The organism is Paenarthrobacter sp. TRD_SC_7 (assembly GCF_056156245.1).
This window is the reverse complement of the sequence record NZ_CM149587.1, coordinates 4246275-4265307: the sequence shown is the minus strand read 5'-3', so window position 1 is coordinate 4265307 and position 19033 is coordinate 4246275. Positions and strand designations below refer to the sequence as shown.

At 62.4% G+C, this 19033-nt stretch carries 18 protein-coding genes and 1 pseudogene; 10 read left to right on the top strand and 9 right to left on the bottom strand.

What is annotated here, in order from left to right; all coding sequences use genetic code 11:
- Nucleotides 1-18 precede the first annotated feature (18 nt).
- From AC0J5Z_RS20205 to AC0J5Z_RS20195, 3 genes are all read right to left on the bottom strand, one after another.
- Complete coding sequence (locus AC0J5Z_RS20205; RefSeq protein WP_475035913.1) at nt 19-846, bottom strand: DUF1684 domain-containing protein; 828 nt, start codon at nt 844-846, stop codon at nt 19-21.
- Nucleotides 847-1093: 247 nt separating this feature from the next.
- Nucleotides 1094-2449, bottom strand: a complete 1356-nt coding sequence (locus AC0J5Z_RS20200; protein WP_475035911.1) for an Ig-like domain-containing protein — start codon at nt 2447-2449, stop codon at nt 1094-1096.
- Nucleotides 2450-2553: 104 nt separating this feature from the next.
- Nucleotides 2554-3312 (bottom strand): hypothetical protein, encoded by a 759-nt coding sequence (locus AC0J5Z_RS20195; protein WP_475035909.1) that lies wholly within the window; start codon nt 3310-3312, stop codon nt 2554-2556.
- A gap of 149 nt (nt 3313-3461) precedes the next feature.
- Here AC0J5Z_RS20195 and AC0J5Z_RS20190 point away from each other — a divergent pair, with 149 nt between their 5' ends.
- From AC0J5Z_RS20190 to ppc, 4 genes are all read left to right on the top strand, one after another.
- Nucleotides 3462-5078 carry a sigma-70 family RNA polymerase sigma factor gene (locus AC0J5Z_RS20190; protein ID WP_475035905.1) on the top strand — a complete coding sequence of 539 codons (1617 nt, stop codon included), beginning with the start codon at nt 3462-3464 and terminating at the stop codon, nt 5076-5078.
- Nucleotides 5079-5367: 289 nt separating this feature from the next.
- The gene (locus AC0J5Z_RS20185) at nt 5368-6027 is read left to right on the top strand and encodes a glycosyltransferase family 2 protein (RefSeq protein WP_475035903.1); all 660 of its coding nucleotides are present in this window, start codon (nt 5368-5370) and stop codon (nt 6025-6027) included.
- Nucleotides 6028-6076: 49 nt separating this feature from the next.
- On the top strand, nt 6077-6415 hold the full coding sequence (locus tag AC0J5Z_RS20180) for a hypothetical protein (RefSeq protein ID WP_475035901.1): 339 nt from the start codon (nt 6077-6079) through the stop codon (nt 6413-6415).
- A 117-nt stretch (nt 6416-6532) separates the two neighbouring features.
- Nucleotides 6533-9331, top strand: a complete 2799-nt coding sequence (ppc, locus tag AC0J5Z_RS20175) for a phosphoenolpyruvate carboxylase (RefSeq protein ID WP_475035899.1) — start codon at nt 6533-6535, stop codon at nt 9329-9331.
- 74 nt (nt 9332-9405) lie between these two features.
- Here the strand turns inward: ppc and AC0J5Z_RS20170 are convergent.
- Nucleotides 9406-10634, bottom strand: a pseudogene (locus AC0J5Z_RS20170) (IS110 family RNA-guided transposase).
- A gap of 263 nt (nt 10635-10897) precedes the next feature.
- Here AC0J5Z_RS20170 and AC0J5Z_RS20165 point away from each other — a divergent pair.
- The gene (locus tag AC0J5Z_RS20165) at nt 10898-11203 is read left to right on the top strand and encodes a hypothetical protein (protein WP_475035897.1); all 306 of its coding nucleotides are present in this window, start codon (nt 10898-10900) and stop codon (nt 11201-11203) included.
- A 9-nt stretch (nt 11204-11212) separates the two neighbouring features.
- On the opposite strand, the gene AC0J5Z_RS20160 is transcribed toward AC0J5Z_RS20165, so the two are convergent.
- Nucleotides 11213-11857: a DedA family protein gene (locus AC0J5Z_RS20160; RefSeq protein ID WP_475035895.1), complete on the bottom strand. Its 645-nt coding sequence runs from the start codon at nt 11855-11857 to the stop codon at nt 11213-11215.
- A gap of 54 nt (nt 11858-11911) precedes the next feature.
- Between AC0J5Z_RS20160 and AC0J5Z_RS20155 the strand changes: the two genes are divergently transcribed.
- On the top strand, nt 11912-12466 hold the full coding sequence (locus tag AC0J5Z_RS20155; protein ID WP_475035893.1) for an O-acetyl-ADP-ribose deacetylase: 555 nt from the start codon (nt 11912-11914) through the stop codon (nt 12464-12466).
- A 17-nt stretch (nt 12467-12483) separates the two neighbouring features.
- Here AC0J5Z_RS20155 and AC0J5Z_RS20150 read toward each other — a convergent pair whose 3' ends face one another.
- A complete protein-coding gene (locus AC0J5Z_RS20150; RefSeq protein WP_475035891.1) occupies nt 12484-13143 on the bottom strand; it encodes a hypothetical protein in 660 nt (219 codons plus the stop codon).
- A gap of 76 nt (nt 13144-13219) precedes the next feature.
- Nucleotides 13220-14149: a pseudouridine synthase gene (locus tag AC0J5Z_RS20145; protein WP_475039814.1), complete on the bottom strand. Its 930-nt coding sequence runs from the start codon at nt 14147-14149 to the stop codon at nt 13220-13222.
- Nucleotides 14150-14300: 151 nt separating this feature from the next.
- Here AC0J5Z_RS20145 and AC0J5Z_RS20140 point away from each other — a divergent pair, with 151 nt between their 5' ends.
- Together AC0J5Z_RS20140 and AC0J5Z_RS20135 are read left to right on the top strand one after the other, a co-directional pair.
- On the top strand, nt 14301-14936 hold the full coding sequence (locus AC0J5Z_RS20140) for an ArsR/SmtB family transcription factor (protein WP_475035888.1): 636 nt from the start codon (nt 14301-14303) through the stop codon (nt 14934-14936).
- The gene (locus AC0J5Z_RS20135) at nt 14929-15621 is read left to right on the top strand and encodes an SRPBCC family protein (protein ID WP_475035886.1); all 693 of its coding nucleotides are present in this window, start codon (nt 14929-14931) and stop codon (nt 15619-15621) included. The genes AC0J5Z_RS20140 and AC0J5Z_RS20135 overlap by 8 nt, the downstream gene beginning before the upstream one ends.
- A gap of 9 nt (nt 15622-15630) precedes the next feature.
- Here the strand turns inward: AC0J5Z_RS20135 and AC0J5Z_RS20130 are convergent, their stop codons facing one another.
- A complete protein-coding gene (locus tag AC0J5Z_RS20130; protein WP_475035882.1) occupies nt 15631-16206 on the bottom strand; it encodes a TetR-like C-terminal domain-containing protein in 576 nt (191 codons plus the stop codon).
- A gap of 88 nt (nt 16207-16294) precedes the next feature.
- Here AC0J5Z_RS20130 and AC0J5Z_RS20125 point away from each other — a divergent pair, with 88 nt between their 5' ends.
- Complete coding sequence (locus tag AC0J5Z_RS20125; protein ID WP_475035880.1) at nt 16295-16822, top strand: DUF4188 domain-containing protein; 528 nt, start codon at nt 16295-16297, stop codon at nt 16820-16822.
- Between the two features lie 65 nt (nt 16823-16887).
- Here the strand turns inward: AC0J5Z_RS20125 and yczR are convergent, their stop codons facing one another.
- The gene (gene yczR, locus AC0J5Z_RS20120) at nt 16888-18342 is read right to left on the bottom strand and encodes a MocR-like transcription factor YczR (protein ID WP_475035878.1); all 1455 of its coding nucleotides are present in this window, start codon (nt 18340-18342) and stop codon (nt 16888-16890) included.
- A 61-nt stretch (nt 18343-18403) separates the two neighbouring features.
- Here yczR and yczE point away from each other — a divergent pair, with 61 nt between their 5' ends.
- Nucleotides 18404-19033, top strand: coding sequence for a membrane protein YczE (gene yczE / locus AC0J5Z_RS20115; protein WP_475035876.1), 630 nt, complete (start codon nt 18404-18406; stop codon nt 19031-19033).

Genomic DNA, 19033 nt, shown 5'->3' with positions numbered 1-19033 from the left:
TCCGCGGTTGACAAGGAGTTAGTCCTGGGGAAGCTTCTCTCCGGCTTCCACCCGCACGTCGATTGAATTGCCCCGGACAGGCATGGGACAGGTGCCATATGGAGTGAAGGCACTGGGGTAGTTGATGGCGCGGTTGAAATCGACCACCACGGACCCGTCGGGACGAGGCCGGGGGATGAACACCTTGCGCCATTCATCCGTGGTGTCGCCGTTGGTTTCATCGTGGAAGGTCACGTTAAGTGCACCCAGCTTCTCCTCTTCCGCATGGAGCCGGATTTCGTGGGGAACACCCGGTACGCGGAACGCGACCTCGCCCACTGACCGGTGCACGCCGTCCACCAAGGGGTTGGCCGTGCCGATGGGTACGTCCTTGGGCTCAGCGTAAGCTTCGAACCGGCCCTCGATAACCCAATCGGGGTCGTATTCGTAAGTGGGGACACCGTTGAACCCAGTCAGTACGGGGGAGCTGTTGTCGCGGGTGCGAACGGCGTACTTGTCCGCACGCATGGCGAGTTCCACCACAACTTGCTTGCCGTCGTCGCCTCCGTACTGCACCCACATGAGTGACTCTTCGTCCTGCAAAGTCGCGGTGATGGTCCCTTCGACGCCCTGTCCCGTCTCCACCAGGGTCATTCCATCCTCAGCGCTCGCCGTGAGGAAGACTGTGGTGGTGTCTGTGGACCAGAGGCCCGGGACAAGTTCCACCTCGGACGGTTGGGTCCCAAGCCACTGAAAAGATGTGAGTGTCAACCAACCATGCTCGGTGGCAAGCGCTGCATTTCGACCGGCACGGAACCGCTCCCAACGGGCGAGTTGGGCGTCGGTTGCGGTGGTGTGCGGGCTCATGGTTCTCCTCGGCTGGTGTTCGCGTCAGTTCGCGGCGGTTGCACTTGCCTCAACTATGCGCCGGGCTTGGGCATTCCCGGAATTCGCAGGACCCGAGCCGGGCGACCACTACCTTGGATCGGCTCGCGCTGGCCCGGAACCCATGCCAGCGCGAGCCGGGATTGATGGACGGCAACGATGGGCCGCGCACCAAGTGCCCAGCCCATCGTCGCCGTCTCGCCCCGAAGAGCGCTCTTCGATCGCCTACTTAGTGTGACCGCTGCCTATGCTTACGGGCGCCTGCAAAGGCGAGCAGGGATCCCACGGCAAGAAGCGCCGCAGCAATGAAGATGAACACCTGTCCTTGGGCGCCGGTGTTGGCCAGCTGCTCAGAGTTATCCACGTCGGTGTTATCCACGTCGGTGGGTTCCGACGGTTCCTCTGGAATCACAACAACGGGTCTGCTGGTGCTCGGGCTCGGGCTCGGCGTCGGTGTTGCGGGGGTTGTGCTGGTGCTCGGGCTGGGTGTCGGTGTTGCGGGGGTTGTGCTGGTGCTCGGGCTGGGTGTCGGTGTTGCGGGGGTTGTGCTGGTGCTCGGGCTGGGTGTCGGTGTTGCGGGGGTTGTGCTGGTGCTCGGGCTGGGTGTCGGAGTCGTGTCGACTGTTCCGTCGCCCGTTCCGCTGGCGACGCTTCGACGTGTCTGGGCACCAACGGTATTTTGCTCGCCCGAGATATCAACTGTTCCGTTGTTCTCGTATACATCCAGGGAAGAGTCTGTCACCTTCGTCACAACGAAGAGCTCCACATGCTCGCCCTCAGGGAGCTCTTTCCAACTGACCGTAAGCGACTGCGGGGTGCACTCGATGCTTGCCGGGTATTGCTCATTATCGAAAGGTTCAACAATGTTGCCGACGCTGCTTACTACCTGGCCAACGCGGGGTGTAACTTGGCTGCAGTCGATTTCCATGCCGGCTGCCGGGATATCCGTCACCACAACATCGTTGGTTTCGAACGCCATGGGCGGCATATAGAAGACCGACTCCAGTGTCGACTGGGCGGGGTCTGCCCACCACATTGACTTTCCGGCAGATGTTGGCACGCCTGGGCCGCAATCCTCCGTGCAGGGTTCAGTGGCCAGGGGAACGCGAACCACGCTGTCACCAACAATGAAGTTCAGCTCCTCCGATCCTCCGCTGGCGGGCTCAAGAGAGTACTGAGTAGTGAAGGAACACTTGCCGCCAACATTCAAGGGATGCGAAGCCACGAAATCCGTCAGGGTGAAGATCACCAAACCGGTGTCATCTGCGGCTGCGGTGGCAACTGTTAGGCCAGCCGGATTCCGCAGGTCAAAGGTGGTGTCACCAAACCAACGCAGTTCACTGGGAAGCCGAAGACTGAAGGTGTCCCCGGGTCGCGATTTGTCGGGAACAGACCATGAACATTTCACATCCACTTGGTCCCATTGCTTGGTAACTACTGACTCCGTGCTGATGGTGATCTCCGCGTCCGGGATATTTGCCGCACTGGCCGGAAGGGCGGTCAGGCCCAAGCCCAGGACAGCCATGACAGCGGCCAACAGCGCAGTCACCATCGACACAGTTTTTAGATGGATCTGATTGTTCATTTTCTGGATGGTCCTTCGAATCCTTGGTGAGGTGTTCCGTCAGAAGGTGAGTGTTGGCAGCGGACGGTTCGTGACGTTGCCGCTCGGATTCCGGACCGAAGTGGTCAGGAGGAGTCCTGCTCTGCGGCTGTGGAGACCGCTGCTGTCGGCGCTGCCGCTGCGGAAAGCGGGTAAAACACCATGCGCGCTGGGCTCAGCGTCCCATCACCCAAAGCCTCCAGCGCGGCCTTGCATCCCAGCAGCCCGGACAGACTGCGTTCTCCAAGAGGGAAGAGGATATGGACAGCAGAATTCTGGTACATGGCCATGGATCCGGTTCCGTGCAACTGGCCGTTGACGGCTTCCCCGAGCCGGGCAAGGAGTGTCCAGCAGTGGTTGCGGCTATTGCGGGGTCCGGGAAGCGAAATGATGGCCAAGGCATGTGAACCCTGGCACCCTGCCCCGAATGTGGACACCTCGTGGATGCGTCGTTGAAAGTGTGCTTGGGTGGCCAGCCCTGTGTAGACATCGGTGCAGGAAATGGGAGGGGCTGTTTCGGCCACCTCGGCCCAGCCTTCTGCGAGTGATTGGAGAGCATCGATGTCCAGTGCCTGCTCCGCGGCGGCGAACAGGGCGCGGAAATCATTCATGGTCTCACTGATGCTGACGCCATTCCTCGCGCGGGCAGCACCCAGCGATTTCGCCGTGGGAGCCGAGACCACTGCCCTGGTGGCGAGGGACGATACGACCGTCCGGACTTCCGGCAGGAACCAATCCGCGCGGAAGCGCCAACCGGTTTGGTAACTGGCGGTCTGCCATCTGCGCAGCAAAAGATGCCGCGAGAACGTGCAGTCGGCAATTGATTTCGTCCGGAACGATGTCATATCCGAACAGTGCACGCGGCAGCCGTTTCGTGACGAAGTGGTTTCCGCAAATATTGCTAAAGACTGTGTACAAACTGGCGTCACGACTCGGCGTCTGCCCCCACTCCATATATATGGGCAGGGTTCTTTACGGTTTACGGGTGCCATAGATGGCACACAGGTCACAGGCGAGCAGCAAATCGAACGTCGACGACGACGGACAACTTATTGAGTTGGTCCGCAGCGGAGACATGTCTGCCTTCGACGGACTCTACGAGCGCCACGTATCCATTGCATCCACCGTTGCCAGACGCAACGTGGACAATCAGAGTGACGCCGAGGACGTGGTGGCCGAGGCCTTCCAGTCGGTGCTGCAAAGCCTGATTGCAGGAAAAGGGCCCGATACGTTCTTCCGGGCATACCTTTTGTCGACGGTAACCCGGTTGTCCCACCAGCGGAATCGAAAAGCCGGCAAGGTCCTGCCCAGTGGCGACGATTCTGTCCTGGACCAAACTCTGGCAGACTCGGACGCAGCAATAAGCGCCTTCGAGTCGCACACGGTGGCCAGAGCATTCCGTGCACTGCCGGAACGGTGGCAGGCCGTGCTTTGGTACTTGGACGTCGAACGCATGAAACCTGCAGTAGTAGCGCCGATCCTGGGGCTGTCCGCCAACGCCGTTTCTGCTCTTGCCCTTCGCGCTCGTGAGGGCCTCAGGAGGCAGTACCTGCAGTGCCACATCGCGGAGCAAGCTGACGGCAATTGCTCCGAGTACGCTTCGAAGCTCGGCAATTACATCCGCGGTGGACTGTCCACTTCCGCTGAGCGCAAGGTCCGCGATCATCTGCACGGTTGCTCCACGTGCACGGCAGCCCTTGCGGAACTGAAAGACGTTCAAGGGAGCATGAGAGCCATACTCCTGCCCTTGGTGACGGGTGTTCCCCTCACATTGTGGGCGGGAAAAAGCACAGGGCTGGGCGTTCTAGGTGCAGTAATTCCCGCTAAGGCCGGCCTGATCGTACCTGTGCTGGCTCAACCGATAATCCTCGCCGTCGTCGCGGCAGCCGGAGTAGGGCTTGTCCTGGGGTCCATAGGAATCGTTGACCACCTGACTCCGGAAACTCATGCACAAGAGCGAGCTCTGCAATCTGGCGCTCCGCATCGGGGAAGCGAACCGGCGACGCCCACTCCTGCGCCTACACCAGGCAGCAGCACTACACTTCCTGTACTTCCCTCTCCTGAGGAGTCACCTCCAGCCGCGGTGGAGTTGCCTTCAGCAGCTGTGGAGTCGCCTTCAGCGGCACAGGTCCCCCCGCTGGCCGTGCCGGAGAAGCCCCCGGAGCCAGTTGTCGCCCCGTCCCCGATTGCACCACCCGCCCCCACGTCGGGTCCCGCACCCTCTGCGAGCCCGAAAACCACCGCTCAGGCGGACGTCGACGGTTCAGTCCGGGAAGACTCGAGCTGGAAAGCAGGAAACATCACCTTGGAAATTGACTTCCATATCTCAGGTGCCCAGTCTTTGGGCAGCGGCAAGGCGGTGTTCTCGGTGGCCGCGGATGCCTGGATAGTGGAAGATTCCCTTCAGGCTCCGCCTGGCTGGACCTGCACGCTGGAGAGCCGTCGCGTTGCTATCTGTGCCACCAGCTCTGTGCAACGGGACGATCTTCAATTCCATGTAGTGACGGACTCCAAAAGCCATAAGTCCAAAGGCCATAAGGACAACCGGGTCCTGACCTACACCTTGAGCGGCCCGGGGTTGGCTCCTAACACGTTCTCCTACAACTACTGACATCGATTCGTCGGGTGGATTGCGTCTTGAATTTCCATCCGGCAGACCCATCCATTGGCAATGCCCGGAGGCGGGTGACACACGCCCTATTCATAAAGGGGAGAAATGAAAACAACAGCGGACACCCGTGTGGCGGATCCCTCGATTCCCTTAGCTGCCGTGGGCGCACTCTGATGGCACGCGTCCTGATAACAGGCCTTGCCGGTCCTGCCAGTGCACCTTTGGAGCTTCAGCTCTTGAACAACGTTCCGGGCCGGTACGTGCCACGCCAACCGTTGGGAAGGTCTGCATGACGCTGTTGGAAGCTCCATTGTCCGGATATTTCGCTTGGCTGAAGCGCTTAAGGACCGGCAGTGCTCCATACTCCCTTATCGACGAGAGGCCCTTGGTCTCCGTGATTGTTCCAGGCCTGAACCAAGCCAAGGTCATCACTCAGTGTGTGGAGTCGATCCTCAGCAGCCGATATTTGCGGATGGAGGTAATTTTGGTGGACGGCGGCTCCGTGGACTCCACCGCCCGCATCATGGAGGGCTTGGCACAGCAACATGACCGAATACGGTTCCTGTCCGAAACCGCGGTAGGCAAAGCTGAGGCTTTCGCCCGCGGAATCGCGGCAGCCTGGGGTGATGTCCTGATGGTTGTGGACGCTGAGACACTCTGCGCTCCGGAAACCCTAATCCTCATGCTGGAGGGTTTTGACCACCCGAAAGTAGGCGCCGTGTGGCGAAGCAATGTCAGCGCTGGGCTCTTGCCCAGAGCGCTGTTGCTTCTGCAGGGCCCGCCGTTGTCCGGCAGTATCGGAGCTTTCCGGAATGAGCTTGTCAGCGAGGCCGGCAAGTTTCACGATGAAACTCACCGCCGGAGTCCCGGATTGATTCGACGCGTCTACAAAGCGGGTTACCGAGTCCGGGTCCAGCCGCTCGCCGCGGCATCAGCCGTGCCGGTTTAGGGCCGCACGAAAGCTGTGCTCCCATCCCCGTGAGGCGTACCCTGAGCGCATGGGGATTGATGCAGTGGTTCCGGCCGTGGTCAGTCTGGCGCTCGTCGTGGGGTCAATCTGGGCGGGCACGCGCCTGATGCGGAAGGGCGTTCCCGCGAAAGGAGCCACCGGCACCCTCGGGAGTGTTTTGTCCATGATCGAACCAGCTACGGGTGCGCCCACCAACCTGGCGGCGGCAGCTGCCATTGAAGAGATGAGGCAGCGCCGGCATGAGACGCTGTCCGCGGGTCCGGGTATGGCAGACGATCAGCTGTTTATCGGAAAGGCAATCCTGCCGGGGCCTGCCAGCAAGGTTGGACAAATTGACAAGGCTCGACAAGGCGACGCCAAATTCTGAGACGCATTCTTTTGGTTGAGTTCTGTGCGGGTAAGATCCCGTAGGAAACATTAGTAATCCGGCTCACAGTATCCAGCGCAGTGTACGAGCCAAACCAGATCCCGAAGGTAAGTATCTATGGTTCACACTGCCCATCAAGACACCGATCTCGCTGCCGAACTGCGTGCCGACGTGCGTCGCGTATCCACTCTTCTCGGCGAGTCACTGGTACGACAACACGGTCCGGAACTGCTTCAGCTCGTGGAACAGGTTCGCTTGCTGACCAAGGAGTCCAAGGAGGCCGCACGGGGCGGCGCAGATGCCACCGGCCCGTGGAGCGCGCACGACGTCGTTGCCCAGGTTCGCGAGTTGCTCGCCTCCCTGCCGCTGGACCAGGCGACCGATTTGGTCCGTGCCTTTGCGTTCTACTTCCACCTCAGCAACGCCGCCGAACAGGTCCATCGCGTCCGTGGACTCCGCACCCGTCAGGAAAAGGATGGCTGGCTGGCCAAAGCGGTCTCGGAGATAGCTGGCCAGGCGGGTCCTCAGGTTTTGCAGGATGTGATCAACGAACTCGACGTCCGCCCCATTTTCACGGCGCACCCCACAGAGGCTTCACGCCGCTCTGTGTTGGACAAGGTCCGCAAGCTATCGGACGTCCTCGCAGAGCCCACCACGGAGGGGACATCCGCGAGGCGCAGGCAGGACCGGCAGCTCGCCGAAATCATCGACCAAATGTGGCAGACCGATGAACTCCGCCAGGTTCGCCCCACGCCGGTGGATGAGGCTCGGAATGCCATCTACTACTTGAACAGCATCTTGACCGACGCCATGCCGGAAATGCTGACGGACCTTTCTGAGCTTCTGGCCGAGCACGGTGTCACCCTTCCCGCAGCCGCGGCACCCCTGAAGTTTGGGTCGTGGATCGGTGGAGACCGTGACGGCAACCCAAACGTTACCGCCGCTGTCACCAGGGAAATCCTGCAGTTGCAGAACCAGAATGCTATCCGGATCAGTATTGCCTTGATCGACGAGCTCATCTCGGTGCTATCCAACTCGACGGCGCTTTTTGGGGCCGACCAGGAGCTGCTCGACTCCATCACCGCGGACCTCAAGAACCTCCCCGGACTGGACAAGCGCATCCTCGAACTGAACGCGCAGGAGCCCTACCGGCTCAAGCTGACCTGTATCAAGGCAAAGCTCATCAACACCGGTCGCCGTATATCAGCTTCCACCTATCACGAGCCGGGCCGCGACTACGCCACCACTCCTGAGTTACTTGCGGAGTTCGGACTGTTGGAGGACTCGCTACGGAATCACTCCGCAGCGCTGGTTGCAGACGGCGCGCTGGCCCGCGTCCGCAGGGCGATCGCTGCTTTTGGTTTGCACCTGGCAACCCTGGATATCCGTGAACACGCCGATTACCACCACGACGCCGTGGGTCAGCTCGTGGACAGGCTCGGCGCCGAAAAGCCCTACGGCGAACTTACCCGTGAAGAACGCTTCAAGTTCCTGGGCGCCGAGCTGGCGTCCCGCCGCCCGCTCTCTGGCCACCCGATCAAGCTTGAGGGCACTGCAGACGGCACGTACGACGTTTTCCGGAGTATCCGCCAGGCACTGCACACCTACGGCCCGGACGTCGTGGAGACCTATATCATCTCCATGACCCGCGGCGCCGATGACGTTCTGGCTGCGGCAGTTCTTGCCCGCGAGGCGGGTCTGATAGATCTCTTCAGCGGCAAGCCCCATGCCAAGATCGGGTTCGCTCCGCTACTGGAAACGGTGGAGGAACTTCGAGCTTCGGCTGAGATCGTGGACCAGCTGCTGTCTGATCCGTCCTACCGGGAACTTGTCCGGCTCCGAGGCGACATCCAGGAGATCATGCTCGGTTACTCCGATTCCAACAAGGAATCCGGTGTAATGACCAGCCAATGGGAGATCCACAAGACCCAGCGCAAGCTGCGCGACGTGGCCGCCAAACATGGCGTCCGGGTCCGTCTCTTCCACGGCCGCGGAGGATCCGTAGGCCGCGGCGGCGGACCGACCTACGATGCCATCATGGCCCAGCCGAACGGTGTACTTGAAGGCGAGATCAAGTTTACCGAGCAGGGCGAGGTCATCTCGGATAAGTACTCGCTGCCCGAGCTCGCCCGAGAAAACCTGGAGCTTTCCCTGGCCGCCGTGATGCAGGGTTCGGCCCTGCACCGGACTCCGCGCACTTCGGATGACGAACGTGAGCGCTACGCCAACGTCATGGAAACCATCTCGGATGCAGCGTTTGCCCGCTACCGCACACTGATTGATGACCCCCAGCTTCCGGCCTATTTCCTTGCGTCTACACCTGTGGAGCAGCTGGGTTCTTTGAACATCGGCTCTCGCCCCTCCAAGCGCCCGGATTCCGGTGCGGGGCTTGGTGGCCTGCGGGCCATTCCGTGGGTCTTTGGCTGGACGCAGTCACGCCAGATCGTTCCCGGCTGGTTCGGCGTGGGCTCCGGCTTGAAAGCTGCCCGCGAGGCCGGCGACACGGATCAATTGCTGGAAATGATGGACCGCTGGCACTTCTTCCGCTCAGTCATCTCCAATGTGGAAATGACGCTGGCCAAGACGGACATGGAAATTGCGGGTCACTACGTTTCGTCGCTGGTCCCGGAGGAACTGCACCGGCTGTTCCACATGATCCGTGACGAGTACGAGCTCACTGTGGCCGAAATCGAACGGCTCACTGGCGAGATGGAGTTGCTGGATGCCCAGCCCACGCTGAAGCGTTCACTTGAAATCCGCGACCAGTACCTGGACCCGATCAGCTACCTGCAGGTGGAGCTCCTCCGCCGCGTGCGCGAGGAGCAGCTGTCCGGAGCGGAGATCGACGAGCGACTCCAGCGCGCCATGCTTATCACCGTCAACGGCGTGGCCGCCGGCTTGCGCAACACCGGCTAGCAAACCTTCACTCACATCCCTCGGGTTTCCCCGGATCCCTCTCTCACCCGGTGAGAGTGCCCCTATGTTTTTCGTCAAGGGGTTGTGGGTGTCGGGGGTTTGTAGAGGGTGCCGTCGCGGAGCATTGCGTAGAGGGTGTCGCAGCGTCGTCGTGCGAGGGCGATGAGTGCTTGGTTGTGGCGTTTGCCTTCGGCTCGTTTGCGGTCGTAGTAGGCCCGTGAGAGTGGGTCTTTGAGGGCTGCGAAGGCTGAGAGGAACAGGGTTCGTTTGAGGACTTTGTTGCCTTTTCTGGAGGAGTGGTCCCCGCGGATGGAGGATCCGGATCGCCAGGTCACGGGGGCCAGTCCTGCGTAGGAGGCCAAGTGCCCGGCGGTGGGGAAGTCTTTCCCGGCGACTTCGGTGAGGATTCGTGCGGCGGTCCTGATGCCCACGGCCGGCAGGGACATCAGGACCGGGTGAAGAGGGTGGGCCTCCACGAGAGCTTCGACCTGGGTCAGGACCATGGTGCGGCTTTCATGGAGACCGGCCAGCATGGTGGCGAGTTGGGGCAGCACGATGGTCGCGGCGTTCGTGCCGACAACAATGACTGTTTGCTGGCCCAGGGCCTCGATGATCTCATCGGCCAGGCGTTCGCCCATCCGTGGCGCGAGTTTAGTGAGCCGGTTCCCAATCTTGCGCCGGCCGGCGTGGCGGAGCGCTTCGGGGGTGGGCCAAGTCCGCAGCAGATCATGGACTGCGGGGTGGTCCATGTAAGGTCCCAGCACCCTTTCCAGGGCGGGGTGGATCTGGGTGAGCAGCCCACGGATCCGGTTCGAGGTCGCCGTTGCCTGTTTGGCCAAGTCATCATCGAACCCGCAAAGCATGCTCAGTTCAGCGAGCTGCTCATCGGCTAACCGGACCGAGCGCAGTGTATGGGGCATCGTCCTGGCGGCCTCGGCAATGATGAACGCGTCCCGGGCATCGGTCTTCGCCTCTCCAGGATGCAGGTCCGCGATCCGGCGCATCGCCAGCCCAGGCAGGTACCCGACCAACACACCCGCGTCCTGGGCCACAGCCACCGGCAACGCCCCGATCGTCGCGGGCTGGTCAACGACCAACAGGACCCGCCCGTTCTGCGCTAACCCGGCGAGGATGTCCCGGATACCGGCTTCATCGTTCGGTAAACGCTTGTCCAGCAGCTTCTTCCCGGCCCGGTCCAAGGCAACAGCGTGATGGACGCCCTTGCCCACATCCAAGCCAACGAAAATCTCTGCAGCGTCATGGTCCTTGATCACCTTCGGCACCTCCAACTCAGCGGACTCATTTCCAGCTGGCCTGCCACGGTGTCAGGACCCGGCACCCACGTTACGCACGACGATCACACTGTCCTGCCCCTATCAGCGGTCTCCCGGCACCTACCAACCCCGGTGACAACACTCTCAAGATCATCGATCAACAGAGGGACTCAACCATGCCAGGATCAGCAGACCAGCACACCCATATCCTGCACCAGGAAACAGGCTACGAAAAAGGTAACGAGGGATCCGTCCAAGGGCGTGGGATGTGAGCGAGCGTTAGGGTAGTGGGATGCCGTCGTTCCAGACCAAGTTGAAAATCACTGGCCTCAAACCGGGCAATGCACCCGAATCGGTGATGGCCGCGGCGGTGGAAGCGCTGGAAACCCGCCACCACGTCGAATCCAACCAACTCGACATCGTGGGCGGCGTCCCGCAGATCAGCCTCCGCTTCACGGTAGGGGACCGCGATTACTCGGGTGAAAACGACGAAGCCCGGACGTCGGCAGCCATGATGCGTGACGCCGTCGAGCGTGTTGCCGTGACCGGGAGCCTGTACGTGCTGCGGCGCAGCCGCGGCCGCTGGGCGCCGGTCTAAAGACCAGGGCTACTCGGGCTGCGGCACGTCGCCGGGCTTGTCGGCGTCGTAAGGCTCGTCTACGGGTGACCGGCTGCCGCGCCGCCGGGTGACGATTAAGCCGACCACCACGCCGATGACCAGGCCCAGTCCCACCCCAATAAGTGAGCTGGCCCAAAAGGGGAGCTTGGTGGTGGAGCCCGTGAAGTATCCCAGGCCAACCTGCCACACCGCCCACAGCACTGCACCCAAACCGGCGCAAAGGCTGAACCCTCGCACCGAAACGTTGGCGATGCCTGCCGCGGACGAGGTGGCGAGCCTGCCGCCAGGGATAAACCGGGCGCCGATGATGGCGCCGTAGGTTGACGAACGGCCGGCTTTGGCGATGGCCTCGTGGATTCCACGGTGGACACGGCGGCCCCACGACCACCGGTCCAGAACGTGGCTGATGCGCCGTTTAAACAGCAAGAACACTGCCATGTCGCCCAGCCAGGAAGCGAACGCCGCCAGGAACAGGATGAGCCAGAAGTTAGCGTGGCCGTCGGCTGCGAGCGCCCCGCCGGTGATCACCACCATCTCGGAGGGGATGGGCGGGAAAATGGCATCGCCCAACACAATGGGGACAATCCACAGGTAAATTGCGGATCCCCATGTCTCTGGAGCGATGATGTCCATGGGCACAAGGTACCGCACTTGCCGCGTCCCCCGCTCGGGGGTGAGACTGGCGCCATGCGAATCGAGATTCTGCGCGGTGACATCACCACCCGCCGCGTTGACGCGATCGTCAACGCCGCCAACTCGTCATTGCTCGGGGGAGGGGGAGTGGACGGTGCCATCCACAGGGCCGCGGGCACGGAACTGCTTGAGGCATGCCGCGAGCTGCGCCGGACGCAGCTGAAGGACGGACTGCCGGTGGGGGCAGCCGTCGCGACCCCTGGATTCGAGCTTCCCGCGCGCTGGGTGATCCACACGGTGGGACCCAACCGGCATGCCGGACAAAGCGATCCGGGGCTGCTCGCCTCATGCTTCCGGGAAAGCCTGAAGGCGGCGGCCGGGCTTGGTGCCCGATCCATCGCCTTCCCTGCGATCAGCGCCGGAATATACGGTTGGGACTCGCGTCAGGTCGCGGAAGTAGCGTTCGACGCCGTGAGGTCGTTTTCGTCGTCCTCGTCAGTGGATGCCCCTTCCGACAGCCCGCTTGAGTTGGTGGAGTTCGTGCTGTTTTCGGAGGATATGACGGCGGTCTTCCGGTCTGTGTTTGATGCCTCGCCGCGGTTCGACTGACTTTTGCAGGGGGAATGTCAGGCCGGTTCCGGAGTGGCACCCCGTGGGGCCTCAGCCCCACGCTTGTGGCCAAGGAACACGCCTGCCTTGAAGTACCAATACGGCCACACAGCCCACGATGATGCCCCGGCGACGAAACCCACGCCCATCACCGCGTAACGGAGCCACTCCGGTCCGGGAATCAGGAAACCGAAGCCCGCAACGGGTAGCCCGATCAAAAGTGCTGCGCCGATGAACCGGCCAAGCTTCGCGAGCCCTTTCGGGTAGTCCTCAACGTGGAGAAGCCTGTTGTTCGCCACGAGGAACCAGGCCCCTTGGATCAGGATTGCCGCCACGGAAACTGCTGTTGATGGCTCGAAGTCCAAGACCTTGAGCACCAGCAAGGCGGAACTCGTGGCCCCGGCGGCGCAGGCTGCCACCGTTACCCACTTCAGCGGCTTGGTCCAGGCTGCCTCGGGGAGGCGCTTGTGGACTTGGAGGATCACAGGGATGACCAGCACGTTGAACGCAGCACCTGTGGCGTCGTTGATGGCGCCGAAAACAAAAGGTCCGCCTTTGGGTACTTCCACGGCGTACATGGCCCCGAGTGTCAGGAGGCCGGCCACGCCCACGGCGGCTGCAGAGTAGGCGAGGGTCGAAGCGGTCCTGTCGCCCGGCATTTCAGTGAATTGCTCCATCGGAACTCCCGGAGTCTGCCCAGCAAACCCATGGTAGCCCTCCCGTCCAGCGGAAGGAACGGGCTCCGGAAAAGGGTCACGAGCGGGCTTCGCTGAGCTCCAATTGGCTCCGGTATTCCACTGGCCGCTTGCTGATGGGGTCCACGAAAGTGATGCCGCGGGCAAGTAGTTGGAGCGGCTTGCTGTAATCATCCGGGGCTTTGTCCAAAAGGTCCGGGTAGAAGGCGTCGTTGACGATTCCCAACCCGAGCGAAGCCATGTGGACGCGGAGCTGGTGCGTCTTTCCGGTGTGCGGGTCCAGCCGGTACAACGCGCGCTGGTGAGTGCCGGCGTCGAACGTTTTTGTCTGTTCAATGCGCGTTTCCGCGTTCGGTTCGCCGTCGATGACTTCGGCGAGCAGGTAACTGCGGGACTTGGTCATGCGGTTGCGGACCACTACGGGGAACTCGACGACGGGAAAACCGGCGGCGGGCGTCGCTGCGGACACACACTCGTATTCCTTTTGGACCTGGCGCTTCTCGAAGAGCACCTGGTATTTGCCGCGCGTTTCCGGGTTGGTGGAGAGCAGCAGCAGCCCGGCGGTCATGCGATCCAGCCGGTGCATGGGGATGAGGTCCGGGAGATTCAGCAGGTTTCGGAGCCGGACCAGCGCCGACTCCTGGATGTAAGTGCCGCCGGGGGTGGTTGGGAGGAAATGGGGCTTGTCCACCACCAGGATGTGCTCGTCCTGATGGAGGATGTTGATTTCGACGGGCAGACGGGTCTCCGGCGGGAGGGTGCGGTAGTACCAAATGAAGGTGTGATCCTCCAGCTTGGTGCTGCGATCAAGCGGCACGCCGCCTTCGCCCACGATTTCGCCGGCGTCGAATCGGTCCTCAATGCCTTGGGGGTCGATGTGGCCCCAGCGGTGCATCATGTAGTCCATTGCGGTGGTCCATGGGCCCTCGTCCGGCAGGCGCAAACGGGTCGCGTTCACGCCGTCGCGCACGGGGAGGGGGGATTGCATCACCGAACAATTCTACTGGCCCCGCCTTGAGAGGCCCGCTCTGCACCTCAAATCGCTCTCAGAACACGCAGAGTAGGCCTGGCAACGCGAGGATCTTCCGACGGAAAAAAAGTTCTTGACAAGAAAAGTTGTCGGTGAGCATACTTGAATCATGTTGGACATCGAAGTGATCGAGGACCCCGCCGCGGCGGAAGCGTCGCTGGACCCGATCCGCACACGCATCCTGCAGGAGCTTTCCGAGCCGGCGTCCGCCACGCAACTGGCCGCGAAGGTTGGGCTGCCCCGGCAGAAGGTGAACTACCACCTGAAAGCCCTCGAACGCCATGGTTTGGTGGAGCTGGTGGAAGAGCGCAGAAAAGGCAATGTCACCGAGCGCGTACTGCGTGCGACGGCGGCCTCGTACCTGATCTCGCCGGTCGCCTTGGCGTCTGTGGCGCCCGATCCTCGTCGTTTTTCGGACCGTTTCTCTGCCTTCTGGTTGCTGTCGTTGGCCTCCCGCACCGTGCAGGAAATGGGCAAGCTCATCGCAGGCGCTGCCGTGGCCAAAAAGAAACTGGCCAGCTTCGCGATCGACGGGGAGATCACCTTCCGCTCTGCCGCGGAACGCGCAGCATTCGCGGAGGAGCTCGGCGTAGCGGTGACGCAACTCGTGGATAAGTACCACGACGGCGGTGCTGCCGCAGTGGCGAGCGGCGCACGCAAACACCGCCTCGTCGTCGTGCTTCATCCCGCACTGAAAGCACCCTCAACTCAGCACTCAGTAGAAAAGGACCAAAGCAATGACTGATAACCGGAAATTCGAAATTGAGACGGACGTCGAACTGCCCGGCACCCCGGAGCGGGTGTGGGAGGCGGTCACCAAGGACGCGCCGGCTTGGATGTTCCCCACGGATCAGTGGCCCGACGTCAAGACCACTGAGGAGTACCCCAGCCACCTGGTGTCCCGGATGGACGGCCCGGATGGATGGTTCAACCAGTTGGAGCACATCCTTGAGCCGCTGGAGGGTGGCCGCGCCAAGCTGCACTACGTTCACAGCGGGATCTTTGCCGAGAACTGGGATGAGCAATACGACGGCGCCAGCAAGCACACGGAGTTCTACCTGCACACGTTGGGTCAGTACCTTCAGTACTTCGACGGCAAGCCCGTGGTTTTCACGGACATTCAGGCGCCTGCTTCTTCGCAGACGGTGGATGGATTCGCTCAGCTGAAAAAGGCCTTGAATGTGGACGGTGTAGCCGCCGGTACCGCAGTGGATGTGGACGTCGACGGCGTGGGGCGGCTGGCCGGGGTAGTGGACTTCTCCAACGAGAACTTCCTGGGCCTCCGGACCGCGGATACGATGTACCGCTTCTTCGGCCGGAACGTCTTTGGTGCGCCAGTGGGTATGACGGTGCACGAGTTCAGCGGCTCCGGCGATGCAGAACTTACGGCCAAGGCCTGGGGTGCGTTCCTGGAGAAGGTGTACGCATAGCAGTTGCGGTTAGGCCGCCCAGGCCCGGGCCACGGATTCCAGGGCGGCCTCGTAGATCGTGGCCCAGTCGGTGGCGGGATCATTCATCTGCGCAAGTTCCAGGCTGACGAGCCCATGGACCTGTCCCCAGATGGCCGTTGCCATGAGCGCGGGGTCGTCCTTGCCCAGAGCGCCCGCTGACTGGGCGGCGACTACCGCCTCCACCAGGGGGAGCATTGAATCGGAAGCGACTGCCGGCGTCGGGCTGCAATCAACATAGGCGGCCAGCGCGCCACCAAACATGAGGCGGTAAAGGGCTGGGTGCTCCAGTGCCCAGATGCGGTAAGCCCGACCCAATCCCAGCAGTCCGTCCTTGGCCGCAGCGCGTTGGGACTCACCAAAGGACCGGAAACCGTCGTCGACGGCGGCCGTCAACAGTTGCGCTTTCCCGCCGAAGAGGGAGTAGATGGCCGTGGTGGACGTTTCTGCCGCTGCTGCTACGTCGCGAAGGGTGACGCGGGCCGGGCCCTCACGGTCCACCAGTTCGGCGGTAACCGCAAGGAGTCGATCCTGGACGTGTTGATCATGAACCACAGGTCTTGCCATGCCCTCCAGTGTTCCATAACATTGTTTCATAACAACGTTATGAAACTCCGATTCAGGAACTCGAGGGTTCCCCAACTGAAGGATTCACATGGCACAGGAGATCTTCCCCGGCCGCTTCACCGCGGATATCGGGCGCGATGCAGTGACCGTCTTCCTCATCGGGATGCGGGCAAACCGGTGGTGGAAGCTGGGCCGCGTCGCCAAGGTGGCGTCGGCCATGCCCACCATGATGCAGCACCTAGCCAAGAACCCGGACGCCGGTCTCCTCGGCAGCGAGCAGTGGTTCGGGCGGACTACCATCCTGCTCAGCTACTGGGAAAGTCCGGAGCATCTGAGGCGCTTTGCCGCAGACCGGGATTCGCCGCATCTGGTCCCATGGCGGAAATTCATGAAGGAGGTCGCGGGCAGCGGCGACGTTGGGGTGTGGCACGAGACGTACCAAGTCCCGGCGACGGGCATTGAAGTGGTGTACAACGGCATGCCACTGTTCGGCTTGGCGAAGGCAACCTCGCATACACCGGTGGGGCCGGGCAGCAACACGGCGAAGCAACGCATGAGCGCGAGGGTGCGATCCGCAGACCCGGCCCCAACTAAGTCGCAGCACATGTCGTTTTGAGCCCTCAAAACGGCCTCAACTGCGACTCAGTTGGGTCGGATGGGCGGGAGCAAGCGGGCGGCGGCCTAGGCGACCGCGACGGCGGTTGACCGCTCGGTCCTGAGCGTCCGGCGGAGGTGGGGCGAGGCGTTGAGCTTGTCCTGGGCGGCGCGGAGCGCACCGACGGCGAATTCCAACTGTGCGGCGGGCAGGGTGTAGGGAACGCGCAGGTAGTGCTCGAACGCGCCTCCCACCCCGAAGCGGGGTCCAGCTGCCAAGCGCACGCCGAAGTCGGGTGCGAGAACGGTCAGGGCAGTGCTGCACGCACTCGGGAGTCGGCACCACACCGTGAGTCCGCCCCGGGGCCGTTCCGCCTCCCACTCCGGCAAGTGCTCCGCGAGCAACCCCAGCAGTGATTCCCGGTTGTGCCGGAGCTCCTCAAGCCGGGCATCAAGCGGTTCGGCGAAGGATTGCACCAGGCGCGCTGCCGCCAGTTGTTCAACCACTGGCCCGCCCAGATCCATGACTGTCCTCGTGGCGATAAAGCGGGCAATCAGGGACTCGTCTGCCCGGATCCACCCGGTCCTGAGTCCCGCCCAATGCGATTTGCTCAGCGACCCGATGGAAACCACGGCGGCACTGAAAGACGACATCGGCGCTGTGCGGACGCCGTCGAGGTTCAGTCCCCGCAGCGTTTCATCCACCACCAGCACGGTTCCGGAAGCAGCGGCCGCCCGCGTGAGGCGTCTGCGTTGCAGGTCGGACATGATGCGCCCGGTCGGATTGTGGAAGTCCGGCACCAAGTATGCCATTGCGGGCCTCTGCTGATTCATCGTGGCCACCATGGCATCGATGTCCCAGGCTGGCGAGGTGCCCGAGGGCAGCGCCACCGGCAGTGGCTTGCAGCCGGCGGCGCGGATGGCGTCCAGGGCGTTGGGGTACGTGGGGTGTTCCACTAGAACCCGGTCCTGTTTTCCGGCCAGGGCGCGCAGCACGATGTTGAGCGCATGCTGCGCACCGGAAGTGACGAGGATCTGGCGAGGCGTCGTGGGCACCCCTTCCGCCGTGTACTTCTCTGCGATGGCTTCGCGGAGGGCCGGCACTCCCACGGCGTCGTACCCAAATCCGGGCAGGAGCGCAGGCAACTCGGTCAGTGCGTCAGCGAATGCCCGATGCACTACCTCGCCCGCCGCTGGCAGTGATGCATAAGCGAGATCCAGGAGCCCTTCGGGAACCGCGAGTCCAGGTGCGCTTGCTGGTGAGGTTCGGTGGGGAATGCACGTCCGTCCGCGGCTGCCTTGGCCCGCCGTGAGGAATCCCTGATCGCGCAGGCTCGCATACGCGGCAGTGACCGTGGTCCGGCTGAGTCCGAGTGTCTGGGCGAGTGCCCGCTCGCTTGGCAGCGCGACGTCCAAGGGGATGCGTCCGTCCATCACCAGCAAACGCACGACGTCGGCCAGCTCGCGGTAGGCGGGCAGGGCGCCGGAGTTCCAAGAGCCGAGGAGGCGAATGAGCGCGGTGGGATTCAGGGAGTCGGACATAAGACCAGTATTCCGAACTGGCTATGGAATTCAAGGCCAGTTCTTTTGGATGATGTACATCATGATGACCCGAAGAATCTCTCAACTCCTGATCGGCCTCGCGATGTACGGCATCTCCTTGGCCATGTTCATCCGGGCCGGGCTTGGCCTGGACCCTTGGGATGTGTTTCACCAAGGCGTATCCGAAAAGACCGGCTTAAGCATCGGTGTTGTGGTCATCGCGGTCAGCTTCCTTGTTCTTCTCCTGTGGATCCCGCTTCGGCAAATGCCAGGGATCGGAACCATCGCGAACGCAGTCCTAGTGGGACTCTTCGCCGATCTGGGGCTGTGGCTCATCCCGGAGTTCTCACATCTGGGCGGACAGATCGCCATGCTTGCCGGCGCTGTGATCCTCAACGGCATCGCCTCCGCTTGCTACATCGGTGCCCGCCTTGGACCCGGTGCCCGGGATGGCCTGATGACTGGACTTGTCCGACGCACTGGTTGGTCAGTCCGCTTGGTCCGCACTGGAATCGAAGTAGTTGTCCTGGCTGTTGGCTTCCTGCTGGGCGGCTCCGTCGGAGTGGGTACCGTGGTCTACGCCTTGGCCATCGGCCCGATCGTGCAGGCACTGCTTCCGAAGTTCATGGTCCCGGAACGTGCAAAGGCAACGGCCCCCACGGAAGTGGTGGAGGCCGCGCCGGCTGCCTGA

Excerpts from the sequence above, each read along its gene's own strand:
- AC0J5Z_RS20205 (WP_475035913.1), bottom strand. The coding sequence starts at position 846 with ATGAGCCCGCACACCACCGCAACCGACGCCCAACTCGCCCGTTGGGAG.
- AC0J5Z_RS20200 (WP_475035911.1), bottom strand. The coding sequence starts at position 2,449 with ATGAACAATCAGATCCATCTAAAAACTGTGTCGATGGTGACTGCGCTG.
- AC0J5Z_RS20195 (WP_475035909.1), bottom strand. The coding sequence starts at position 3,312 with ATGACATCGTTCCGGACGAAATCAATTGCCGACTGCACGTTCTCGCGG.
- AC0J5Z_RS20190 (WP_475035905.1), top strand. The coding sequence starts at position 3,462 with ATGGCACACAGGTCACAGGCGAGCAGCAAATCGAACGTCGACGACGAC.
- AC0J5Z_RS20185 (WP_475035903.1), top strand. The coding sequence starts at position 5,368 with ATGACGCTGTTGGAAGCTCCATTGTCCGGATATTTCGCTTGGCTGAAG.
- AC0J5Z_RS20180 (WP_475035901.1), top strand. The coding sequence starts at position 6,077 with ATGGGGATTGATGCAGTGGTTCCGGCCGTGGTCAGTCTGGCGCTCGTC.
- ppc (WP_475035899.1), top strand. The coding sequence starts at position 6,533 with ATGGTTCACACTGCCCATCAAGACACCGATCTCGCTGCCGAACTGCGT.
- AC0J5Z_RS20165 (WP_475035897.1), top strand. The coding sequence starts at position 10,898 with ATGCCGTCGTTCCAGACCAAGTTGAAAATCACTGGCCTCAAACCGGGC.
- AC0J5Z_RS20160 (WP_475035895.1), bottom strand. The coding sequence starts at position 11,857 with ATGGACATCATCGCTCCAGAGACATGGGGATCCGCAATTTACCTGTGG.
- AC0J5Z_RS20155 (WP_475035893.1), top strand. The coding sequence starts at position 11,912 with ATGCGAATCGAGATTCTGCGCGGTGACATCACCACCCGCCGCGTTGAC.
- AC0J5Z_RS20150 (WP_475035891.1), bottom strand. The coding sequence starts at position 13,143 with ATGGAGCAATTCACTGAAATGCCGGGCGACAGGACCGCTTCGACCCTC.
- AC0J5Z_RS20145 (WP_475039814.1), bottom strand. The coding sequence starts at position 14,149 with ATGCAATCCCCCCTCCCCGTGCGCGACGGCGTGAACGCGACCCGTTTG.
- AC0J5Z_RS20140 (WP_475035888.1), top strand. The coding sequence starts at position 14,301 with ATGTTGGACATCGAAGTGATCGAGGACCCCGCCGCGGCGGAAGCGTCG.
- AC0J5Z_RS20135 (WP_475035886.1), top strand. The coding sequence starts at position 14,929 with ATGACTGATAACCGGAAATTCGAAATTGAGACGGACGTCGAACTGCCC.
- AC0J5Z_RS20130 (WP_475035882.1), bottom strand. The coding sequence starts at position 16,206 with ATGGCAAGACCTGTGGTTCATGATCAACACGTCCAGGATCGACTCCTT.
- AC0J5Z_RS20125 (WP_475035880.1), top strand. The coding sequence starts at position 16,295 with ATGGCACAGGAGATCTTCCCCGGCCGCTTCACCGCGGATATCGGGCGC.
- yczR (WP_475035878.1), bottom strand. The coding sequence starts at position 18,342 with ATGTCCGACTCCCTGAATCCCACCGCGCTCATTCGCCTCCTCGGCTCT.
- yczE (WP_475035876.1), top strand. The coding sequence starts at position 18,404 with ATGATGACCCGAAGAATCTCTCAACTCCTGATCGGCCTCGCGATGTAC.